The 21,993-nt window shown below is 74.5% G+C and carries 19 protein-coding genes; 11 read left to right on the top strand and 8 right to left on the bottom strand.

Annotation, left to right across the window (positions count from 1 at the left end; all coding sequences use genetic code 11):
* Positions 1–279 precede the first annotated feature (279 nt).
* Together FHX44_RS40920 and FHX44_RS40915 are read right to left on the bottom strand one after the other, a co-directional pair.
* On the bottom strand, positions 280–2,091 hold the full coding sequence (locus tag FHX44_RS40920) for an IS4 family transposase (RefSeq protein WP_212612889.1): 1,812 nt from the start codon (positions 2,089–2,091) through the stop codon (positions 280–282).
* Positions 2,092–2,508: 417 nt separating this feature from the next.
* Entirely contained in the window at positions 2,509–3,093 is a 585-nt protein-coding gene (locus FHX44_RS40915; protein WP_147260652.1) for a TetR-like C-terminal domain-containing protein, read from the bottom strand.
* Positions 3,094–3,138: 45 nt separating this feature from the next.
* Between FHX44_RS40915 and FHX44_RS40910 the strand changes: the two genes are divergently transcribed.
* Positions 3,139–4,011: a Vgb family protein gene (locus FHX44_RS40910; protein ID WP_147260651.1), complete on the top strand. Its 873-nt coding sequence runs from the start codon at positions 3,139–3,141 to the stop codon at positions 4,009–4,011.
* A gap of 115 nt (positions 4,012–4,126) precedes the next feature.
* Positions 4,127–4,747: a LysE family translocator gene (locus FHX44_RS40905; protein WP_147260650.1), complete on the top strand. Its 621-nt coding sequence runs from the start codon at positions 4,127–4,129 to the stop codon at positions 4,745–4,747.
* A 28-nt stretch (positions 4,748–4,775) separates the two neighbouring features.
* Here FHX44_RS40905 and FHX44_RS40900 read toward each other — a convergent pair whose 3' ends face one another.
* Together FHX44_RS40900 and FHX44_RS40895 are read right to left on the bottom strand one after the other, a co-directional pair.
* On the bottom strand, positions 4,776–5,669 hold the full coding sequence (locus tag FHX44_RS40900) for a serine hydrolase (RefSeq protein WP_147260649.1): 894 nt from the start codon (positions 5,667–5,669) through the stop codon (positions 4,776–4,778).
* The gene (locus FHX44_RS40895) at positions 5,666–6,523 is read right to left on the bottom strand and encodes a LysR family transcriptional regulator (protein ID WP_170309255.1); all 858 of its coding nucleotides are present in this window, start codon (positions 6,521–6,523) and stop codon (positions 5,666–5,668) included. Before FHX44_RS40895 ends, FHX44_RS40900 begins: the two co-directional genes overlap by 4 nt.
* Before the next feature lie 134 nt (positions 6,524–6,657).
* Between FHX44_RS40895 and bla the strand changes: the two genes are divergently transcribed.
* Positions 6,658–7,554 carry a class A beta-lactamase gene (bla, locus tag FHX44_RS40890; RefSeq protein ID WP_147261894.1) on the top strand — a complete coding sequence of 299 codons (897 nt, stop codon included), beginning with the start codon at positions 6,658–6,660 and terminating at the stop codon, positions 7,552–7,554.
* Between the two features lie 64 nt (positions 7,555–7,618).
* Positions 7,619–8,218 (top strand): D-alanyl-D-alanine carboxypeptidase family protein, encoded by a 600-nt coding sequence (locus tag FHX44_RS40885; protein WP_246170870.1) that lies wholly within the window; start codon positions 7,619–7,621, stop codon positions 8,216–8,218.
* 2 nt (positions 8,219–8,220) lie between these two features.
* On the opposite strand, the gene FHX44_RS40880 is transcribed toward FHX44_RS40885, so the two are convergent.
* Positions 8,221–10,128, bottom strand: coding sequence for an NHL domain-containing thioredoxin family protein (locus FHX44_RS40880; RefSeq protein ID WP_246170869.1), 1,908 nt, complete (start codon positions 10,126–10,128; stop codon positions 8,221–8,223).
* Positions 10,129–10,412: 284 nt separating this feature from the next.
* Between FHX44_RS40880 and FHX44_RS40875 the strand changes: the two genes are divergently transcribed.
* Complete coding sequence (locus FHX44_RS40875; protein WP_147260646.1) at positions 10,413–11,141, top strand: hypothetical protein; 729 nt, start codon at positions 10,413–10,415, stop codon at positions 11,139–11,141.
* Positions 11,138–11,473, top strand: a complete 336-nt coding sequence (locus tag FHX44_RS40870; protein WP_147260645.1) for a transcriptional regulator — start codon at positions 11,138–11,140, stop codon at positions 11,471–11,473. Before FHX44_RS40875 ends, FHX44_RS40870 begins: the two co-directional genes overlap by 4 nt.
* Here the strand turns inward: FHX44_RS40870 and FHX44_RS40865 are convergent.
* The 3 genes from FHX44_RS40865 to FHX44_RS40855 form a co-directional block, all read right to left on the bottom strand.
* Positions 11,418–12,119, bottom strand: a complete 702-nt coding sequence (locus tag FHX44_RS40865; protein WP_147260644.1) for a phosphatase PAP2 family protein — start codon at positions 12,117–12,119, stop codon at positions 11,418–11,420. The two genes, FHX44_RS40870 and FHX44_RS40865, sit on opposite strands and share 56 nt — an antisense overlap.
* A gap of 66 nt (positions 12,120–12,185) precedes the next feature.
* A complete protein-coding gene (gene pgi / locus FHX44_RS40860) occupies positions 12,186–13,835 on the bottom strand; it encodes a glucose-6-phosphate isomerase (protein WP_147261892.1) in 1,650 nt (549 codons plus the stop codon).
* Positions 13,836–13,862: 27 nt separating this feature from the next.
* Positions 13,863–14,660, bottom strand: a complete 798-nt coding sequence (locus FHX44_RS40855; protein ID WP_212612887.1) for an ROK family protein — start codon at positions 14,658–14,660, stop codon at positions 13,863–13,865.
* Between the two features lie 107 nt (positions 14,661–14,767).
* Between FHX44_RS40855 and FHX44_RS40850 the strand changes: the two genes are divergently transcribed.
* Genes FHX44_RS40850 through FHX44_RS40830 form a run of 5 tightly spaced genes read left to right on the top strand, consistent with a single transcriptional unit; the run spans position 14,768 to position 21,920 of the window.
* The gene (locus FHX44_RS40850; RefSeq protein ID WP_246170868.1) at positions 14,768–16,030 is read left to right on the top strand and encodes an SWIM zinc finger family protein; all 1,263 of its coding nucleotides are present in this window, start codon (positions 14,768–14,770) and stop codon (positions 16,028–16,030) included.
* Positions 16,031–16,056: 26 nt separating this feature from the next.
* Entirely contained in the window at positions 16,057–17,466 is a 1,410-nt protein-coding gene (locus FHX44_RS40845) for a DUF5691 domain-containing protein (RefSeq protein WP_147260643.1), read from the top strand.
* Positions 17,463–18,563 (top strand): ATP-binding protein, encoded by a 1,101-nt coding sequence (locus FHX44_RS40840; RefSeq protein ID WP_246170867.1) that lies wholly within the window; start codon positions 17,463–17,465, stop codon positions 18,561–18,563. Before FHX44_RS40845 ends, FHX44_RS40840 begins: the two co-directional genes overlap by 4 nt.
* The gene (locus tag FHX44_RS40835; RefSeq protein ID WP_147260642.1) at positions 18,560–20,737 is read left to right on the top strand and encodes a DUF5682 family protein; all 2,178 of its coding nucleotides are present in this window, start codon (positions 18,560–18,562) and stop codon (positions 20,735–20,737) included. Before FHX44_RS40840 ends, FHX44_RS40835 begins: the two co-directional genes overlap by 4 nt.
* Entirely contained in the window at positions 20,730–21,920 is a 1,191-nt protein-coding gene (locus tag FHX44_RS40830; protein ID WP_212612886.1) for a VWA domain-containing protein, read from the top strand. The genes FHX44_RS40835 and FHX44_RS40830 overlap by 8 nt, the downstream gene beginning before the upstream one ends.
* The last annotated feature ends 73 nt before the right edge of the window (positions 21,921–21,993 follow it).

The raw sequence follows: 21,993 nt of genomic DNA, 5'->3' as shown, positions 1-21,993 counted from the left end.
CGCTCCGGCGATCGCGCCGAGGGGTGGACAGCCGTGGGTGCACCGAATCGGCGATCATCAGGGGGGCGTGGGGCCTTGATCGGCGTTCCGGTGCATTCGCGGCGGCATACGGCCGGGGAGGCACCGATGCGTTGATCATGTCGTGGGGCCGGCCTTCGGTGGCTCCGCGCGCCCGGAGGGCAGGCCCCCGGCCTGCCCACGTAGTGCTGCCCGGAGGGGCCGCATAGGCTCGGAGGTCAAGGGTCGCGGAGCAATGCCGCGGAGTTAGCGGTCTGGTGATCAAGTCCAGGAGGCCGGCGGGGTCGGCGTGTCATTTCCCGGGAGCCGGTGGGCGTGGACGGTGTCCGTCGTGGGCCGGGGTTGTTCGTCCGCGCTGTGCTGGCGGGGCTCCACCGTGCCCCGCTCCTCCCGCCGTCCGGATCGGCGGTCGCTCGGGGGCGGGACGGGTGGCGGTGGTGGGTCGAGGGCGTAGCTGCCGGCATTGGTGCGGGCGATGAGTCCGAGGCGGGTCCACTCGGCGAGTTGGGTGAGCATGTTGCGCTTCGGGACCTGCAGTGTCTGGGCGAGTTCGGTGCCGCTCCAGGCGCGGCGGGGATCGCTGCCTAGCAGCGCGGTGACACGCGCGCGGCGGGTCGGCGGCCGGGGAGCGCGGGGTCGGCTCGGGACACGTCGCGGTCGAGGCGTCGGGTCCGGGGCCGGGGTGTGCATGAGGATGTCGATCGTGGTGATGGCCGTCGGTGCGGTGGGGCGGCCGTCGTCGCGGTTGAGGTAGCGGGAGGTCGCGCACTTGACCTTGCGGGCGCTGTAGCGGGCCCGCCGGGCGGGCAGCAGCGTGGCCAGCACGGCCTGGCCGATGACACCGAGGAGGTCGGTGGGCTCGGGATAGATCCCGGCGGCGGCGGTGAGCTGGTCGCGGGCCGTCTCCAGGGCGGTGGTGAAGCTGGCCCGGTCGGGGTTGGTGCCGGGACGGGTCTCGACCGCGGTGGTCATGGCCATGCGCAGCAGTTGGTAGAGCGTCAGCAGCGCCCACACCTCTTGTTCCAGACCGGCCCGATCCCCGGAACGTAGGACGTGCCCGTCGAGCATCGTGTGGCGCAGCGCGAGGTAGGCCGACTCGATCTCCCAGCGTTCGTGGTAAAGCTGGATTAGCGCGTCGGCCGGGTAGCGGCGGTGGTCGAGCAGCGTGGTGATCAGCCGGTAGCGGTCACCGATCCGGGTGCCGTCGGCGCCGCGCATCGTCAGGTCGGCCTCGATGATCCGCACCGCCAGCCCGTCGAGGTCCGACAGGTAGGAGCCATCGGGCAGGTGTGTCAGGACCGGTGGGACGCGCTGGGACCGGGCACGAGCGAGCAGCATCGCCCCGGTGCGCGCGACGGCGGTCAGGAAGGTGGCGGCGTCGAAGCCCCGGTCCAGTAGCAGCAGCATGCCCGGGCGCAGCAGCGGCAGCAGCCGCAGTGCCAGGGTGGCCTCGTCCCGGTCGCCGGCGGCGCCGATCGTGGCGCCGAGCAGGCCGCGGGTGCCGGTCTCGGCCAGACACATCAGCCGCAGGGTGGGGTAGCCGGCGAAGCCCATCCGGTAGCGGATGCGACCCATCCAGGAGCGGTTGCGGTCGGTGTCGGGCACTTTGAGCGAGTTGAGGCCGTCGAAGGCGACCGTGCGCAGCCCGGCGAAGCAGGTCCCCGGGGTGCGGGGCTGGGCCAGCGGCCCGGCGACCACCTCGAACAGAGCCTTCAGCGGGGCCGGGCCGAGCCGGCGGCGCAAGTCGCGCAGCGCCTTCTCCGACACCGCAGGCACGGCCAGGCCAGCACCGCTCAGCCCAGCGCACAGTTTGGCCCAGACCCGGGCATAGCCGATCCGGGGGAACAACCCGAGAGCGAGCACGAAGTACACCCCCGCCCGCGAGGGCAGCTCCCGCAGCCGCCGCTGCACGGTGCGGGTCTCGGCGAGCACGTCGTCGACCAGCTCGAACGGCAGATAGCTGGTCAACTCGCCGAGATGACCAGGGGCGAACACACCGGCGGCAACGGTGACCGCTCGGGTGATCGTCCTCGTGCCGACCGTGGCGGTGCTGCGGGCAGGGCGGGACGTCATGTCAGACTGCGCGGGCAACGGGACCTCTGGGTGTGCGGGAAGATCGTGAAGGGTCCGACCGACCTACCAGAGGTCCCGTCGCCTACCTGATCACCACGCCGTGATCACACCGGCGATCACCTGGTGACATACACGAGCAGCCCGAACGCGACCGGCTGACCTTCCCCAGCCCCGAAGTAGCTGATCAGAACGGCGACGAGCGGTGTCCACACTCACGGCGACCGGGGAACGCCCACACCCCGTACGAGCCGCGCAAACTCCGCAGCGCTGCCCACTTGACGAGACCGTAGATCACTTAACTCCGCGGCATTGGGTCGCGGAGCGACGCGGAGCGCCCTTGAGCTCTGAGGGGCGGCCCCGCACGATGCGCGGCGCCACCGAAGGCCATGGTGAAGGCATGCCACCGAAGCCCCTCGTCTACCTGTAGACCCCCGCGGCGGCGGCCCGGGCGGCGTCGGTGGCGCAGCGGACCGCGAGCGCGTCGTCGACGGTGCCGCCCAGCAGCAGGATCTCGTGGTACAGCGGGGCGGTGGCGGCGACCAGCAGGCGGCGGGCGTCGGTGCCGGCTGGCGCCTCGCCGCGGGCGACGGCCCGGTCGACCACCACCTCGCACCGCCGGTACCGGTCGTCGAGGAAGTCGCGCAGGGCCGCGGCCGCCGCGGCGGAGCGGTACGAGGCGACGATCAGCGCCCGCCCGATCGACCGCTCGCCGGCCAGGTGCTCGACGACGTCCCGGTTCAGCGCGACGAGGTCGGCGGTGAGCGAGCCGTGGTCGGCCGGCTGCCAGCCGTCCTCGCGTCCCGCGGCGAGCGCGTCGGCGAGCAGGCCGCCGACGTCGTGCCACCGCCGGTACACCGTCGCCCGGTGCACGCCCGACCGCTCCGCCACCGCGTCGATCGTGAGGCCGTCGATCCCGTGGTCGAGCAGCTCCGCCTCCACCGCGGCCAGCACTGCGGCGCGGGTGCGGGCCGTGCGACCCCCCGGCCGCCGCGCGATCGTCACAGGCCTATCCTCCTATTGCGACATTGGTCGCGTCAAGGAGGTCTGGTGCTCACTCGAATCGCGGTCGGCGAACCCGGCGCGGGCCCGTACGCCGTCGCCGTCGACGCCGCAGGCGTCGCGTGGATCACGCTCGTCCACTCCGGCGAGGTCGCCCGCCTCCCACCCGGGGGTGAGCCGTCGGTGTACGACCTGGGCAACCCGGCGTCCCGGCCGTCCCTGCTCGCGCTCGGGCCGGACGGGGCGGTGTGGATCACGCGCGGGGGCGACGACCGGATCGACCGCGTCGACGGCGTCGACGGCACGCGGCGCAGCTTCGCCGTGGGCGGCGGGCCATACGGGATCGCCATCGGGCCCGACGGTGCGGTCTGGTTCACCGCCATCGGCGCCGACGCCGTCGGCCGCCTCGGCTCGGACGGGGAGGTCGCGCTCACGCCGGTGCCCGGTGACAGCGGCATGCCCGCGATGATCACGGCGGGCCCGGACGGCGCGACGTGGTTCACCCTCAACCGGGTCGCCGCGCTCGGACGGATCGACGCCGCCGGCGAGATCACCCTCCGCCCGCTGCCGGATCCCGCGTGCGGTCCGGTCGGGATCACCGCGGACGGCGATGCGCTGTGGTTCGCCGAGATCGGCGCGGGCCGCGTCGGCCGGCTCGTCCCCGGGGAGCCGCTCCAGGAGTTCGACCTGCCCGACCGTGCGGCCCGTCCGCACGCCGTGGCAGCGGACGGGACGGGCGGGTGCTGGGTCACGCTGTGGGCCGCGAGCGCCCTCGCCCATCTCGACGAACGGGGCACCGTCACGGCGCTGCACGACCTCGGCGAGGGGGCGGAGCCGCACGGCGTGGCCGTGGCCCCGGACGGCGCGGTGCTCGTCGCGCTGGAGAGCGGGCACGTCGTCACCCTGCCTCCGCGGGGCTGAGCGCGGCCGCCGCCCCGGCGAGCGCGGCGACGAGTGCGATTCATCGATCCTATTGATGGGTTGCCGCGGATATCGGCATTGGATTCATCGGTCGTGTGGCGCCATGCTCCCCCACATGACGACGTTCGCCATCGCCGCGCTGGTGCTGATCATGTTGCCGGGGCCGGACCAGGCCCTGATCACGGGCAACTCCCTGCGCGGCGGTCGCTGGGGCGGGCTGCTGACCGTGGTCGGCGGCGTGCTCGGGGTGTCCGTGCACGCCGGTGCCGCCGCGCTCGGCCTGTCGGCGCTGCTGGTCGCCTCGGCGACGGCGTTCACCGCGCTGAAGATCGCCGGGGCGGTGTACCTGCTGTGGCTCGCGGTGCAGATGCTGCGTTCGGCGACGCGGTCCCGGCGCTGCCCCGAGGCCGACGAGGTGATCGCCGAACCGCGGCGGTGGCCGGTCTACCTGCGGCAGGGCTTCCTGTCGAACGCGCTCAACCCGAAGGTGGCGCTGTTCTTCGTGACCTTCCTGCCCCAGTTCCTCACCGCCGACAGCGGCTCACCGCGGGCCGAGGCCCTGCTTCTGTCCGGGGTATTCGTCGTGCTCTACGTCGCCTGGTTCGGCCTGTACGTCGCGGCCGTGGACCGGCTCGGCCGCTGGCTGCGACGCCCGCGTGTTAAGGCGCGCATCGAACAGGTCACGGGGCTGGTGCTGGCCACCGTCGCCGTCCGGCTGGCCACCGCCAGCCACTGAGCCCGGCGCCAGCCACTGAGCCCGGTGCTCACAGGCGGCCGGACCGCAGGTCGGTGACCGCGAGGCGGGCGGTCTGGCCGATCACCGCGTCGGCGCGGGGGAGCAGCTCCTCGGCGCGGGCGGCGCGGGTGAAGACGGCGACCGCGACGGGACGCTCGCCGTCGAACTGCACCACGCCGACCTCGTTGCGCACGGCGGCCAGGGTGCCGGTCTTGCCGGCGACCCGCACCCCGACCGGAGGGAAGCCCGAGCGCAGCCGGTGCTGCCATGCCTGCGCGCCGAGCAGTTCGCGCGCGAACCGGCACTGCTGCGGCGAGGCGGCGCGGTCGGCCCATACGGCGGCGAGCAGGCGCGTCATCTCCCGCGGAGTGGTGGCGCTGGCGAGCACCGCGTCGTAGGCGCGGACGGCGGGCGCCGCATCGTTGCTGGTCAGCGTGCGGAAGGCGGCCGCGGTGTCGGCGGCGGCGGTGTCGGCCACGAGGGTGCGGTACACGTCCGCGGTGCCGCCGAGCACCCGCGTGCGCTCCAGCCCCAGGTCGCTCAGCGTCTCGTTCACGTGGTCGAGGCCGACGCGCCGGAGCAGGACGTCGGCCGCGGCGTTGTCGGAGACGCCGATCATGGAGCAGGCGAGGTCGCGCCATGACATCGTCACGGGGTCGCGCATCACGGACAGGCCGGTGGGTCCCGCGGTGCGCCCGGCGGGGTCGACGGTGACCTGCTCCCGCGGGTCGAGCTCGCCTGCGTCGACGCGACGGCAGAAGGCGACGAGCAGCGGCAGCTTGTAGACCGATGCCATCACCACCGGCTCGTCCGGGTCCACGCCGACCTCGCGGTCCGGGCCGCCGAGCGGCATGGCGTGCAACCGGCCGTGGACGCCGGCGTCGGCGAAGGTGCGGCGGATCTCCCGCTCGAGCTCGGTCATCGCCCCTGTTCCTGGCCGAGTGCGTCCAGCACCGCATCGCGGACGGCCCGGTCGGGCCCCGGACCACGCCACGCCACCCGCAGGCGCAGCGGAAGGGGCTCCCCGGCGACCTCGCGCCGGACGACCCCGGGTGCGTCGACGTCCGGGTCGGCGGTGATCGCGAACGCCCGGCCCGCCGCGACGAGCACGAGCGCGGCGCGCTCGTCCGGGGCGCTCACCGGGGTGGTGACCAGGCCCCGCTGTTCGAGGGTGTCGAGCAGGAGGTCGTACGCCGCGGGCCCGTGGGGGCGCGGGGGCGTGGCGAACGCGAGCCCGCGCAGCGACCGCAGGACCACGGGACCGGGCGTCGCCGCCGGATGACCGGCGGGCAGGAGCAGCGCGGTGTCCAGCCGGTGGACCGGTCCGCTCTGCAGCGGGCCCAGCAGCGCGGGGTGCACGACGACGGCGAGGTCGAGCCGGCCCGCGGAGAGCGCGTCGAGGAGCTCGGTGGAGGGTGCGGTGACGATCTCCGGCGGCTCGCTGCACGCGGTGACGAGCGCGGCGACCGTCCGGATCGGGAGCTGCGGCACGGCGCCTATCCGGACCGGGGCGGCTGCGTGCGCGCTCGCCGCGCGGCGCAGTTCCTCCGCGCTCTCCAGCAGCCCCCGGGCCCGGGGGAGGAGGTCACGACCCGCGGCGTTGAGCCGGGCCCCTCGCGAGCTGCGGTCGACCAGCACGACGCCGAGCGACCGCTCCAGCCGCTGCAGCCCCTGCGACAGCGGAGGCTGGGCGATCCCGAGCCGGGCCGCGGCGTGGCCGAAGTGCTCCTCCTCGGCGATCGCGACGAAGAACTCCAGGTGCCGCAGGAGATCCACATCCGCGACGGTAGCAGTGTCCATAGCGATCTCGTATCAACGGGGGCGTGTCATCCTATTTGCGCTATCACGGGCGTCTTGCTTGCCTGGCGCCCGTGATCCCGAAGATCGAGACTGTGCGGCGTCGATCGGTGATGCGTCGATCGGTGCTGCGTGCGGCGCTGCTGCTGCCGCTCGCGGGCTGTGCGGCGCCCGTCGCTGCCCCGCCCCCCGCACCTCCCGGACCCGCACCCGCCACCCCCGCCGCACCGGCGGTCGCCGATCGGCTCGCCGAGCTCGAGCGGCGCTTCGACTCCCGGCTCGGCCTGTACGCACTCGACACCGGCAGCGGCCGGGAGTTGGCCCACCGCGCCGACGAGCGGTTCGCGATGTGCTCGGTGTTCAAGGCGCTCGCCGCGGCCGCGGTGCTGCACCGCACCCCGCCCGAGTACCTCGACAGGCGCGTGCACTTCAGCGAGGCCGACCTCATCGACCCCTCGCCGATCGCGGAGCGGCACGTCGCCGGCGGCATGACGGTCCGCGAGCTCTGCGACGCTGCCGTCCGCTACAGCGACAACGCCGCGGGCAACCTGCTGCTCGCGGACGTCGGCGGACCGGCAGGCATCACGGAGTTCGCCCGTTCGCTCGGGGACCAGGTCACCCGGCTCGACCGGACCGAGCCGGAGCTGAACACCGCGGTCCCCGGTGACGAGCGGGACACGACGACCCCGCGCGCGATCGCGGGGACCTTCCGGACGCTGGTGCTCGGCGACCACCTCGACCCGGCAGATCGCACCCAGTTCACCGAGTGGCTGGTGGGCAACCGGACCGGCGACGAGCGCATCCGCGCCGGCCTGCCCGCGGGCTGGCGGGTCGGCGACAAGACCGGGACCGGGAGCTACGGCACCGCCAACGACGTCGCGGTGGTGTGGCCACCGGACGCGGCGCCGATCGCGCTCGCGGTGCTGACGTCCCGGGCCGCCGAGAACGCGACGCGGGACAACGCCCTGCTCGCCGAGGCGGCGGCGGTGGTGGCCCAGGAGCTCGGGTGACCGCTCGCGCGATCACGATCACGATCACGGGAAGCGCACGCCTGCGATGGGTAGGTTCGAACCGGTGCCCACCGCGCATGCAACCAGGACCCGTGACGCGGTGATCGGCATGCTGATGGCGTCGGTGTGCGGGGCGGTCGCCGCGCTGGGGGTTCTCGGCGCGACCGGCAGGGTGGTGCTGGTCTGGGACCGGGTCGTCGGGCGGCCGCTGGCGATCGTCGAGGAGATGCCCGGACCGGAGACCGGCCCGGACTGCCCCCTCGACGCGCGCTACGTCGACGAGCCACCCGATCGCATGCCGCCGGACACGCTCGCGGCCTGGCAGCGGCTACGGACCGCGGCGGGCGGGGACGGCGTTCAGCTGTGCCTGAACGACGGCAAGCGGAGCCGGGAGCAGCAGGCGCGGCAGTTCGCCGACGCCGTGCAGCAGTTCGGCAGCGCGGAGCTCGCCAGCAAGTACGTGCTGCAGCCCGACGAGTCGATGCACGTCGTCGGTATCGCGGTGGACATCCAGCCGCTCGCCTCTGCGGGCTGGGTGGAACGCAACGGCGCCGCGCTGGGGTGGTGCCGCCGCTACGAGAACGAACCGTGGCACTTCGAGTACGACCTCGCCTACGCCACGTCCGGGTGCCCGGCGTTGCTGCCGAGCGCCACCGGCTCCTGAGCTCAGCGCACGGCGCGCAGGTCCAGCACCAGCTCGGCAGGGGCGCCGTCGACCAGCCGCACCGGGATGCCCCAGTCCTGCTGGTAGCGGTGGCACGCGGCGAACACGCCGTCGCCGTCGTCGCAGGCCGCGGCGGCCACGCTCACCTGCAGCACGCCCTCCGCGGGTGCGTCCGGGGCGAACCGCAGGGCGCGGGTGAGGCCAGGGGTCGTGCCGGCGCCCTCGGCGAGCAGCTCCGGCGGGGACGCGGCCACGGTGAGCGAGGTCGGGTCGCCGAACCGGGTGTCCAGGTGCTGGCCGGTGGGCGGGGTGAAGTCGATCCGCAGCTCCAGCTCGCCGGGGGCGAGATCGGTGCGGGCCCGCCGCACGCGGTGCGCCGCTCCGCCGATGCGCGCTCCGCCTTCGCCCCGCGCGGCGTCCACCCGGATGGACGCCGGGACGGCCAGCCGGACGAGCCGGTGCGCCGCGGACTCGACCACGACCAGCGTGTCCCCGTCGACGAGCAGGTCGCTCGGTTCGCGCAGGTCCCGCGCGAGGGTGCTCACGGTGCGGGTGGCCGGGTCGTAGCGGCGGACGGCGCCGTTGTAGGTGTCGGCGAGCGCCACCGACCCGTCGGGCAGCACGGCGACGCCGAGCGGGTGCTGCAGCAGAGCCTCGTCGGCGGGGCCGTCGCGGAAGCCGAAGTCGAACAGGCCCATCCCGACCGCCGTCGCCACCTGCGCTCCCGCCGCGGGCGCCGCCTGCACCGACCGCAGTGCGGAGATCTCGGAGTCGGCCACCCAGAGCGTGCCGTCCGGGCCGGTCGCGAGCCCGGACGGCTGCGCGAAGAAGGCGTCCTCCGGTGCGCCGTCGCGCAGGCCCTCGTTGGTGGTGCCCGCAAGCACCGCAACCGTGCCGGACGCCGGGTCGAACGACCAGAGCTGGTGGCTGCCGGCCATCGCCACGACCACCCGGCCCTGCCACCATGCGAGGTCCCACGGCGAGGAGAGCTCGGCGGCGGTGGCGCCGACCTCCACCCGGGTGCGCAGCTGCTTCCCGGTGCCGGCGAGCGTGCTGACCGTGCCGTCGGCGAGGCGCAGGCCGCGCAGCGCGTGGTTCACGGTGTCGGCCACGACGACGTCGTATCCGGCCACGGTTTCCGGCAGCAGCAGGAGACCCTGCGGCTCGGAGAAGCGAGCCGGGGAGTCGGAGAAGCCGCGCTCCCCGGTGCCGATCCGCCGCCGCTCGGTGACCAGGTCGGGCTCGAGCTCGACGAGCTGGTGGTGCGCGGTGTCGGACACGAGGAACGTGCCGCCGGGCAGCGCGATCACCTTGCCCGGGAAGCGCAGCGCGGTGGCGGGCTCGGGCGGCGCGACGTACGGGCCGTCACCTTGGGGGACGGTAGCCGGCGGAGCCGGCGGGGCGGGTGAGAACAAGCGCAGGGTGCCTGCGGCCTCGTGCTCGGCCACGAGCTCCTCGATCAGCACGCCCAGGCCGTGCGCGTGGCCCTCGCCGGACAGCTGCGCCACGACGTAGCCGGTCGGGTCGATGACCACCAGCGTCGGCCACGCCCGGCCCGCGTAGGCGTCCCAGGTGACGAGCTCGGGGTCGTCGAGGACCGGGTGGCGCACGGCGTAGCGCTCGACGGCGGCCACCACAGCATCCGGGTCGGCCTCGTGCACGAACTTCGGCGAGTGCACGCCGATCGTCACGAGCACGTCGGCGTAGCGCTCCTCCAGCTCCCGGAGCTCGTCGAGGACGTGCAGGCAGTTGATGCAGCAGAACGTCCAGAAGTCGAGCAGCACGATCTTGCCGCGCAGGCCGGCGAGCGTGAGCTCCGCGCCTCCGGTGTTGAGCCAGCGGCGCCCCCGCAGCTGCGGTGCCCGAACCCGTGATCGACCCACAAGACCGGCCAACGCGTCCCGTGCCACCCGTGTTCCGCTACCGGTAGCTGTAGCCGCTCCCGGCCGTCAGTGCCGTTCGCGTTCGCAGAACTCGACCAGTAGGTACACGACCGTGCAGGCGATGAGGATGCCCACCACGTCGAGCCACAGCTTGGCCATCAGGATCACATCCAGTGAGCCGCTGATCGGGGTTCGGAGCGCTGCGGCTCTCGAGGCGACCCCGATGTCCACTCGCTCCCTGGCCGACGATGGTTACGGGTCGAAGGCGATTGCGTGTTGCCAAGACTTGCTTGTGATGCAAGCATGCTGCCGTGACAGAAAGATCAACCGGCTCCGTCGACACCGCTCGGGAGGCGCTCTCGAGCAGCCGGCAGCTCGCCCGGCGCGTGCGCCACGCACAGCGCGGTACCTGGTTCCCGCTCGTGCTGCTCGGCCTGGTGATCGCCGCGGCGGCGCCCTTCTACCGCTTGGGACGGCACGTCGTCACGTGCGATCCGGCCCTGGGTGCCCGCGGCGGCGTGCAGATCATCGACGGGGGTGCCTGCGTCCAGGTCGTCGGATGGCCCGTCGGCATCTACTGGATCGTCGCCTTCGTCCTGGCGTACGCGGCGATCGCGGCCTTCTACGTGTACCGGGCCCGCAACCGCGGGGTCGGCGCCCGCGTCCTGCCGTACGTGGGCACGGGGATCGCCACCGGACTGGTCCTCGGCATCGCCTCGGCGTGGAGCCAGCAACTCGACATCGTGGGCTACTTCCCGACCGGTCCGGTCGCCGTCGGCATGGTCCCGCTGATCTCCATCGGCCTGGCGTTGTTCGTGCTGGCCCGGGTGGAACGCAACTGGCCCCTGGTCGTGTTCACCACCGGCTACCTGGTGGTCGCGCTCCTCGCGTCCGGGATCGGAACGCGGCGACCGGGAGTGAGCGTCGGCGCCGGCCTCGGCCCGATGTGGGGCTTCCTGCCGGGCCTCGTCGTCGCCTGCGGGGTGCTGCTCCTCGGCGGCGTTGGCTTCGCACTGGCCGAACGGCGGCGCGGGGTATGACCCATCCGGCGATAGGGCTCGACGACGTCGTTCACCAGCGCGTCCGGCTGGGCATCCTCACCGTCGCCCACGAGGCCCGGCGAGTGGAGTTCGGCTTCCTGCGGGCCACGCTGGACCTGACCACCGGCAACCTCTCCCAGCACCTGACCGTGCTGGAGAAGGCGGGCCTGGTGGAGATCGAGAAGGGCTACGAGGGCAGACGCGGCCGTACCTGGATCCACCTGACGGCAGCCGGCAGGAAGGCCCTGGACGACGAGATCTCCCAGCTCAAACGCCTCATCCGCCAGGTGGAGGAGGCCCCTGCTGCGGACCCGGCAGCCGAGCCGTCGTGAGGTCGACGCCCGCCCTGGCACGCCACCGGCTCCAGACGACCACGCAGATCGCGAGCCAGGCACCGCCGACCAGCCAGCCGGCGATCACGTCGCTGAACCAGTGCACGCCCAGGTAGATGCGGGTGAGGCCGACGGCGCCCACCCACACGGTGGCGGCGGCCACCAGCCCGGCGCGGACGGGCGGGGTGCGCCCGGGCCAGGCCAGCACGAGGAGCGTGCCGATCACGACGACGGCCGTGGTGGCGTGCCCGGACGGCAGTGACTCGCTCACCGCGTGCACCAGGCGGCCGTCCTCCGGGGGCCGGGGCCGGTCCAGCAGCTCCTTGAGGCCCCGGAAGACGAGCTGGGCGCCTGCCATCGCGCCGATCACGAGCACGGCGTCGGCGCGCCGGTCGGTGCGCCAGAGCCGGATGCCGGACGCGATGGCGAGTACCGCCATCGCGGCCGTGCTGCCCAGGTGGGTGACGGTGACGGCGGCCGCGGTGAGCAGGTCGGTGCGGGACTCGACCGACTCGTCGAGCACCGCGGCGTCGAGCTGGGCCGGACCGACGCCGGTGAACGCCGCCCAGAGCCCGGCGAGCGCCGCGAGCCCGAGGAGGACGGCGACCGCCACCCCGAGGCCCGGGCGTGGGCCACGGAGCGGCACGGGCTCGTTCAGTCCGGCCGGATGATCATCAATCGGTCGAGCCATCCCGTCCTTCGAAAGATCAGATCAGGCGGGGCGCCCCCGCATCTCCCGGTAGCGGCGCACGAGCGCCGCGGTGGAGGCGTCGAGGCCTGCGGTGTCGGCCTTGTCCGCTGCCAGCACCGGAGCCAGCTGCTTGGCGAGCACCTTGCCCAGCTCGACGCCCCACTGGTCGAACGAGTCGATGCCCCAGATCGTGCCCTCGACGAATGTGACGTGCTCGTAGAAGGCGATGATCTGGCCGAGCGTGGACGGGGTGAGCTTCGGCGCGAGGATCGTAGACGTCGGGCGGTTGCCCGGCATCACCTTGTGCGGCACGACGTCGGCGGGGGTGCCCTCGGCGGCGATCTCCTCGGCGGTCTTGCCGAACGCGAGGGCCTGGGTCTGGGCGAACAGGTTGGACATGAACAGGTCGTGCATGTCCCCGTCGGAGTCCACGTCGATCACGTGGTTGGGCTCGGCGAAGCCGATGAAGTCGGCAGGCACGAGCCGCCTGCCCTGGTGCAGCAGCTGGTAGAAGGCGTGCTGCCCGTTGGTGCCCGGCTCGCCCCAGAAGATCTCGCCGGTGACCGTGGTGACCGGGCTGCCGTCGCCGCGGACGGACTTGCCGTTGCTCTCCATCGTGAGCTGCTGCAGGTAGGCGGGCAGCCGGTGCAGGTACTGGCTGTAGGGGAGCACCGCGTGGGTCTCGGTGCCGAAGAAGTTGACGTACCAGACGTTGAGCAGGCCCTGGATGGCCGGCAGGTTCTCCTCCAGGGGCGCCTTGCGGAAGTGCGAGTCCATCGCGTACATCCCGGCGAGGAACTCGGCGAACTGCTCCTTGCCGATCGCGACCATGAGCGAGAGCCCGATCGCGGAGTCCACGGAGTAGCGGCCGCCGACCCAGTCCCAGAAGCCGAACATGTTGGCCTCGTCGATGCCGAACGCGCGGACCTCCTTCGCGTTCGTCGACACGGCCACGAAGTGCTTGGCCACGGCCGACTCGTCACCGCCGAGCCCGTTGACGAGCCACTGCCGCGCGACCTTCGCGTTGGTCAGCGTCTCCAACGTGGTGAACGTCTTGGACGAGACGATGAACAGCGTGGTGGCCGGGTCGAGGTCGCGGGTGGCCTCGGCGATGTCGGTGGGGTCGATGTTCGAGACGAACCGCATGGTGAACGAGCGGTCGGCGTAGGCGCGCAGCGCCTCGTAGGCCATCACCGGGCCGAGGTCGGAGCCCCCGATCCCGATGTTGACGACGGCGCGGATCCGCTCACCCGTGTGCCCGGTCCACGCCCCGGACCGCACGGCGTCGGTGAACTCGCCCATCCGGCCGAGCACGACGTGCACGTCGGTGGGCACGTCCTGCCCGTCGACGGCGAGCGCCGTGGCCCGCGGGGCGCGCAGGGCGGTGTGCAGCACCGCGCGGTCCTCGCTGGTGTTGATGTGCGCGCCCGCGAACATCGCCTCGGTGCGCTCGGACAGCCCGGCGGCGCGGGCGAGCGCGGTGAGCAGCGGCAGGGTGTCGCGGGTGATGCGGTGCTTGGAGTAGTCGAGGACGAGGTCGGCGCCGGTGGCGGTCAGGGCGGTGGCGCGCTCGGGGTCGTCGGCGAACAGCTCGCGCAGGTGCCGGCCGGCGACGGCGGCGTGGTGCTCGGCGAGGGCCGTCCACTCGGGAGTGCTGGTGATGTCGGTCATGGACACGGAGGCCATAGTGCCGCGTCCTCAGCTCGTGGCACCGGTCGGGACGCGCTCGCTGTCACCCGTCCGCTCCCACAGCGCGATGCCGCCCAGGAGCCCCGAGATGTTGGGCACGATCGTCCGGTTCGGGCCGATGGTGTCGGGGTCCAGCTTCTTGGCGTTGCCGCCGCCGATGTAGAGGTGGTCGGGCAGCACCATTGCCTCGAACGCGTCCAGCGCCTCGAGCACCCGCTCGCGCCACTTTTCCTTGCCGATCTTGTGCCGCTCGTTGTCGCCGCATGCGACCTCGATGGACGTGCCGCCGAAGGTGCCGTGCGAGAGCTCCATGTGCGGCAACAGCCTGCCGTCGAAGAAGACAGCGCACCCGATGCCGGTGCCGAGGGTGATCACCAGCTCCATGCCACGGCCGGAGATGACGGCGCAGCCCTGGACGTCGGCGTCGTTGGCCACCCGGGTCGGCTTGGCGAACCGCTCCGCGAGCGCGGACTCCAGCTCGAAGCCGGTCCACATCGCGACGAGCTCGGGGTCCGGCGGCAGCCCGGGCCCGCGCCGGGAGAACGCCGGCACCTCGCGGACCCGGCCGTTCCGGATGGCACCGGGGAACCCGACGGACACGCGGTCGTGGTCCGGCTGGGTCGCGACGAGCGCGATGAGCTCCTCCAGCAGGACGGGCGGGGTGCACGGGTAGGGCGTCTCCCGGCGGGTGCGCTCGGACGCCATCTCGCCGTCGGGCGTCAACACGATCGCCTTGAGCCCGGACCCGCCGATGTCGATCGCCAGCGTGCGCGGTCCGTCCATGGGTGCGTTCTCCTCGTGCTCCACGCCGCGGGACGGTAATCCGCCCGTGGAGGCGGCGCACCTCCCCACGGTCGCTCGGACTGTCGCGGGTGCGTCCTATTGTGGCGCGGGTGCGGTGGAGCGTGGACCAGGTGCGCGCTGTTGCACCCGATCCCGGGTCCGTTGCCGCCGGACGCGCGCAGGCGGCGGCCACCGGATGGAGCGGCCTCGGTGCCTCCGACGGCGCCGTGTGGGGCACCTGCACGGGTAGCGGCAAGAATCCCTACCTGACCTGCGTCGAGCTGTCCGAGCCCGCGTTCCGGTGCTCGTGCCCGAGTCGCAAGTTCCCGTGCAAGCACGCGCTCGGCCTGCTGTTCCTGTGGGCCGACGGAGCGGTTCCCGCAGGGGAGGAGCCGGAGTGGGTCCGGGGCTGGCTCGCCGAGCGTGCGCAGCGGTCCCGCCGCCGGGCCGGGCGGCCGGAGGCGCCGCGCGACCCGGAGGCCGCGGCGCGCCGGGCCGAGCAGCGCGCCGAGCGCGTCGCCGCAGGGGCCGCGGAGCTGCGGGAATGGCTGGTCGACCGGGTCCGCGGCGGCCTGGCCGGAGCCGACGCGGAGGAGTTGTACGGCGTCGCCGCCCGCATGGTCGACGCGCAGGCGCCCGGTCTGGCGGGCGGGCTGCGGCGCGCCGCCGGGTCGATCGGCCGGGGCCGCGACTGGCCGGCGCGGCTGCTCACCGAGCTGGCGCTGCTGCATGTGCTCGCCGAGGCCGGCACGCGACTCCCGACGCTGCCCGCCGACCTCGCCGCCACGGTCCGCTCGCGGCTGGGCTACCCCACCGACACCGCCGACGTGCTGGCCACCGGCGAGCGGGTGGCCGACGAGTGGCTCGTTGCCGCCGTCACCGACGAGGTCACGGAGCGCCTCACCACGCGGCGCACCTGGTTGCGCGGGCAGGCGACCGGCCGGCCCGCGCTCGTGCTGGCGTTCGCCCCGCCCGGCCAGCCGCTGCCCCGCACGTTCCCCGCGGGGCACACCGTCCGCGGCGTGCTGGCGTTCTACCCGGGCGCCGCGCCGCTGCGGGCACTGGTCGCCGATGCGGGCGACCCGGTCCGTTCGGGCCGCCCCGCGGGTGACCCGGTGTGCGCGGCGCTGAGGTCCTTCGCGGACGCGCTGGCCGCCGACCCCTGGCTGGAGCGCTGGCCGCTCGTCCTCGCCGACGTCGCCCCCGTGGCCCACGGTGACGGCTGGGCGCTCGTCGACCGCGAGGGCGCCGCGCTCCCGCTGGCCGAGCGCGTGGACCCGTGGCCGCTGCTCGCCGTGTCGGCGGGTGCCCCCGTCACCGTGGCCGGGGAGTGGAACGCCGCCGGACTGCGCCCCCTGACCTGCTGGGACGGCGACCGGGTGGTGCGGCTATGAGCGAGCTTGCGAGCGAATCATCAGCGATGAACGCTTGGAACGACCTGGTCAGCGCCGCACTGCTCGGCACCCAGCGGCGGCGGATCGACCCGGCCGGGCTGCCGGCGGCCGTGCGCCCGCTGGTGGCCGGGGCGCCCGAGGAGGCGCTGCTGAGGTCGGCCGCCGTGCTCGCCAACTACCGGCGCGCCGGGCACGTGCCGGCGCGGCCGGAGGCCCGGCTCCCGGTGGCCGAGCGCGACGGGCGCCCGCTGGTCCCGGCTGCCGCACGGCGACGGCTGCTGCGGATCCCCGCCGACCTTCTCGGCGAGTGGCTGCAGGCGGTGCACGAGAAGGGCATGCGGGTGCCGCCGGAGCACCTGCCCGCGCTGGCCGAGGCCGCGCGCACCAGGCCGGCCCTGCGCCCGCCGCTCGCGGCCGTCGCGGGCCCGGCCGGGAGCTGGCTGGGGGAGCGCAACCCCGCGTGGGCGTTCCTCGTCTCCGTCGCGGCGGAGGCGGACCGGGTCTGGGCGTACGGCGGCCCGCTGCAGCGCAGGGAATGGCTCGACCGCACCCTCTCCGCCGACCCGGCCGCGGCCCGCACCGCGCTGTCGTCCACCTGGGCGCGGGAACCGGCGGGCGACCGCGCCGAGTTCCTCGCCGTCGTCGGCCGGCACCTCGATCCCGCTGACGAGCCGTTCCTCGAGAACGCGCTCGACGATCGCGCGGGTCAGGTGCGGGAGTCGGCCGCGGAGCTGCTGGCCCGGCTGCCCGGGTCGCGCCTGGCGGGGCGGATGCGCGAGCGCGCAGGCCGGCTCGTGCAGCGGGACGGGGAACGCCTGGCCGTCGCGTTGCCCGACCCCGACGATGCGGCGCTCCTGCGCGACACCGGCGGCGTCCGGCATCCCGCTGAGCTGCTGCGCCGGATCGTCGGCGCCACCCCGCTGAACCACTGGGCGCAGGACGGCACGCCCGAGCAGGTGCTCGCACGTCCCGTCACCGGCTGCGACCCCGGGGTGCTGCGCGCCGGCTGGACCCTCGCCGCCGGCCGGCAGCGCGACGCCGCGTGGGGCGCCGCCGTGCTCGCCGCCGCCGACCCCGCGAGCATCGACGGAACCGTCACCGAGATGGTGCGCCTGCTCCCCGCCGCGCTGCACCGGCCCGCCGTCGGGGTGCTCGCCGCGAAGCTCAGCCCGCACGCGATGGCCTCCGCGGTCACGCTGCTGCCGCAGCCGTGGTCGCCGGAGCTGGGCGCCGCCGTGCTCGACTGGCTCGCGGCCCATCCGGGCAACCGGGGCCTCGGCGGCGCCGCCCGCGCCGCGGGCCGCACCGTCCCGACCGGCTGCCTGCGCCACCCGATCGCGACCGCGCCCCTCCCGGTCGGCGCGGCCCCCTGGTGGCGCGAGCTGGCCACCACCCTGACCTTCCGCCGCGAGATGCACGAGGAGCTGGACACGTGACCCAGGCAGTGCAGGGACAACCGGTTCTGCGGCCACACGCCGAGCAGGACCACGCCGACGAGCTCGCGACGCTCGCCGCGGTGGACGACCGGCCGCGCCCGCCGTCGTGGCGGCTCTCGCCGTGGGCGGTGGTCACCTACCTGCTCGGTGGCACGCTTCCGGACGGCACCGAGATCACGCCGAAGTACGTCGGCCCGCGGCGGCTCGTCGAGGTCGCCGTGGCCACCCTCGCGACGGACCGCGCCCTGCTGCTGCTCGGCGTGCCCGGCACCGCGAAGACCTGGGTGTCCGAGCACCTGTCGGCCGCGATCAGCGGCGACTCCACGCTGCTCGTGCAGGGCACAGCGGGCACCGCCGAGGAGGCCATCCGCTACGGCTGGAACTACGCGCGCCTGATCGCAGAGGGTCCCAGCCCCGCCGCGCTCGTGGAGAGCCCGGTGCTGCGCGCCATGCGCGACGGCAAGATCGTCCGGCTCGAGGAGCTCACCCGCATCGCCGCGGACGTACAGGACTCGCTGATCACGATCCTGTCCGAGAAGACGATGCCGGTGCCCGAGCTGGGCACCGAGGTGCAGGCCCGGCCGGGGTTCAACCTCATCGCCACGGCCAACAACCGCGACCGCGGCGTCAACGAGCTCTCCAGCGCGCTGCGCCGCCGGTTCAACACGGTGGTGCTGCCGCTGCCGGACACCGCCGACGCCGAGGTGGAGATCGTCGCCCGCCGGGTGGCGCAGCTGGGCGCCTCGCTCGAACTGCCGTCGGACGTCGCGGCGCTCGCCGAGATCCGCCGCGTGGTCACGGTGTTCCGGGAGCTGCGGTCGGGGCGCACCGAGGACGGTCGCACGGCGGTGAAGTCGCCGTCCGGCACGCTGTCCACGGCCGAGGCGATCAGCGTGCTGACCGGCGGCCTCGCGCTCGCCGCCCACTTCGGCGACGGCGTCCTGCGGGCACAGGACGTGGCCGCGGGCATCCTCGGTGCCGTCGTCAAGGACCCGGTCGCCGACCGCGCGGTGTGGGTCGAGTACCTGGAGACGGTGGTGCGCGAGCGGGAGGGGTGGGCCGACTTCTACCGGGCCGGCCTGGAGGTCACCGGGTGACGACCCGCCTGTTCGGGATCCGCCACCACGGCCCGGGCTCGGCACGGGCCCTGAGCGCGGAGCTGGTGGCGTTCCAACCGGACGTGGTGCTGATCGAGGGACCGCCCGAGGCCGACGCCGTCGTCCGGATGGCCGCCGACCCCGGCCTCGAGCCGCCGGTGGCGCTGCTCGCCTACGCCGTCGACGACGTCGCCCGGGCCGCGTTCTGGCCGTTCGCCGTGTTCAGCCCCGAGTGGCAGGCCATCCGCCACGCCGTGGCCGCCGGGGTGCCGGTGCGGTTCTGCGACCTGCCGGCCGCCCACCAGTTCGCCCTCGGCGGCCGGCCCGGCGGCTCCGGCGACCCCCTCGCTCGCCTCGCCGCCGTCGCGGGCTACGACGACCCCGAGCGCTGGTGGGACGACATGATCGAGCACCGGCGTGGGGGCGAGCCCGCGTTCGACGTGATCGCGGACGCGATGGCCGCTCTCCGAGCGGACGAACCGACCGAGGAGCACGACGCCCGGCGGGAGGCCTACATGCGCACGGTCCTGCGCCGCACCCGCAAGGACGGGTTCGAGCGCATCGCAGTCGTCTGCGGCGCGTGGCACGTTCCGGCGCTGACCGACCCCCTGCCGCCCGCCTCCCGGGACCAGGCCGTGCTGCGCGGGCTGCCGAAGCGCAAGACGGCCTGCGCCTGGGTGCCATGGACGCACGGGCGGCTGGCCGCGTCCAGCGGCTACGGCGCAGGCGTGACGTCCCCTGGCTGGTACCACCACCTCTTCACCACCGACCAGGACGTCACCGCGCGCTGGCTCACCGCGGTGGCGGGCGTGCTGCGCGCCGAGGACCTGCCCGTCTCCACCGCGCACGTCATCGAGGCGGTGCGCCTCGCCGACACGCTCGCCGCGCTGCGGGACCGGGTGTCCGCGGGGCTCGCCGAGGTCACGGAGGCCACCCTCTCGGTCCTGTGCGGGGGCAACGAGGTGCAGCTCGACCTCGTCACCCGGCGCCTGGTCGTGGGGGAGCGGATGGGCTCCGTCCCCGACGACGCCCCGCTCACCCCCCTCGCAGCCGACCTCGCCGCCACCGCGCGGCGGCTGCGCCTCAAGCGCGACCCGCTGCCCCGCGAGCTCGACCTCGACCTGCGCAACCCGGGCGGCCTGGAGCGCTCCCGGCTGCTGCACCGGCTGCGCGTGATCGGGATCCCGTGGGGACGGCCCGCCGCGAGCGCCCGCCGCAGCACGGGCACCTTCCGCGAGACGTGGGAGCTCGCCTGGCAGCCGGAGTTCGAGGTCGACCTGGTGGCGGCGGGCGTGCACGGCACCACCGTGGCCGGGGCCGCGGCCGCGCGGATCAGGGCCGCCGTGGCCGACGCACCCGCGCTCGCCGACGTCACCGCCGCGGTGGAGCGGTGCCTGCTCGCCGATCTGCCGGACGCCCTCCCGGACGCGCTCGCCGCGCTGGACGCCCGGGCCGCGGGCGACGCGGACGTCGCGCACCTCATGGCGGCCTTCCCGGCGCTCGCCCGCGCCACGCGCTACGGCGACGTGCGCGGCACCGACACCGGCGCGCTGCGCACCGTCGCCGAGCGGGTGCTGGCGCGGATCTGCGCCGGCCTGCCGCCCGCGGCCCACGGCATCGACGACGACGAGGCGACCCGGCTGTCCGGGCTGGTCGACGGCGTGCACGGGGTCACCGGCCTGCTCGGCGACGCGGCCACCGACCGCTGGCTCGGCGCCCTCGGACGGCTCGCGGAGCGTCCCGCGTTGCCGCCGCTGCTCGCCGGGAGGCTGGCGCGGTTGCTCGCCGACACCGACCGGATGGCCGCGGACGAGGTGGAACGACGGCTGGCCCGCGCACTCACGGCCGGCACGCCCGCGGCGCACGCCGGCGCTTACGTCGAGGGGTTCTTCGCAGGCGGCGCGCTGCTGCTGGTGCACGACGACCGGCTGCTGCGGATCGTCGACCGCTGGCTCGCCGAGGTGGCGGCCGAGCAGTTCGACGAGGTGCTGCCCCTGCTGCGGCGCACGTTCGGCGCGTTCGCCGATCCGGAGCGGCGGGCGATCGGGGAGCGGGCGGCCGCGCTCGGCGGCGCCGTCCCGGCCGCGCGCGCCGCCGACGGGATCGACGAGCAGCGGGCCGAGCTGGTGGTGCCGGTGTTCGCACGGCTGTTGGGGGTGGGCGCGCATGAGTGAGCGTCAGCGAGCGAACCAGCAGCACAGTGACGACGAGCGGCTGCGGCGGTGGCGCATGGTGCTCGGCGGCGGCCCGGACGACACCGCGGACGGCACCGGCGTCGGGCTGAACCCCGACGACCGCCGCGTCGACGCCGCCCTCGCGGCCCTCTACGACGGCGGGGGAGGCGAGGGGAACGGCCAGCGCACGGGCGGCCTCGGCGGCTCCGCACCGCAGGTGGCGCGCTGGCTGGGCGACATCCGGCAGTACTTCCCGACGTCGGTGGTGCAGGTGATGCAGCGCGACGCCGTGGAGCGGCTGGGCCTCACCCGCATGCTGCTGGAGCCGGAGCTGCTCGCCGCCGTCGAGCCGGACGTGCACCTGGTCGGCACGCTGCTGTCGCTCAAGGGCGTGCTGCCGGAGCGGACCAAGGAGACCGCGCGGGAGGTCGTGCGCACCGTGGTGGCCGAGCTGCAGCGCCGCCTCGCCGACCGCACCCAGGCGGCCGTCACGGGCGCGCTGGACCGCTCCGCCCGCACCCGCCGCCCGCGCCCCGCCGACATCGACCTGGCCCGCACGATCCGGGCCAACCTGCAGCACTTCTCCCCGGACCTGGGCACGATCGTGCCGGAGCGGCTGATCGGGCACGGCCGGCGCCGGCGGAGCGTGCAGCGCGACGTGATCCTGGCCGTCGACCAGTCCGGCTCGATGGCCGAGTCGGTGGTCTACGCGGGCCTGTTCGGGGCGGTGCTCGCCTCGATGCCGACGCTTCGGACGCGGTTCGTCGCGTTCGACACGGCCGTCGCCGACCTCACCGACGAACTGGGCGACCCGGTCGAGCTGCTCTTCGGCACCCAGCTCGGCGGCGGCACCGACATCAACCGGGCGATCGCCTACTGCCAGTCCCTCGTCACCCGGCCCGCCGAGACCCTGCTGGTGCTGATCAGCGACCTGTACGAGGGCGGGGCGCGCGCCGAGCTGCTGCGCCGGGTGGCCGCGCTCGTCGGTGCCGGGGTGCAGGTGGTGACGCTGCTCGCCCTGTCCGACTCCGGCGCCCCGGCCTACGACCACGACAACGCCGCCGCCCTGGCCGCACTGGGGGTACCCGCGTTCGCCTGTACCCCGGAACTGTTCCCGGACCTGATGGCGGCGGCGATCCGCGGCGAGGACCTGGTGCAGTGGGCCGCCACGGCCACCGCCTGAGCTGCGGCAAGGTGGCCGTACTGCCGTCTCGTTGCAGCATGGCCACCTTGCTGCAGTTCGGGCGCGGCGGCCC

This window comes from Pseudonocardia hierapolitana (assembly GCF_007994075.1).
GTDB classification, from domain to species: domain Bacteria; phylum Actinomycetota; class Actinomycetes; order Mycobacteriales; family Pseudonocardiaceae; genus Pseudonocardia; species Pseudonocardia hierapolitana.
This window is presented reverse-complemented; position numbering and strand designations above follow the sequence as displayed.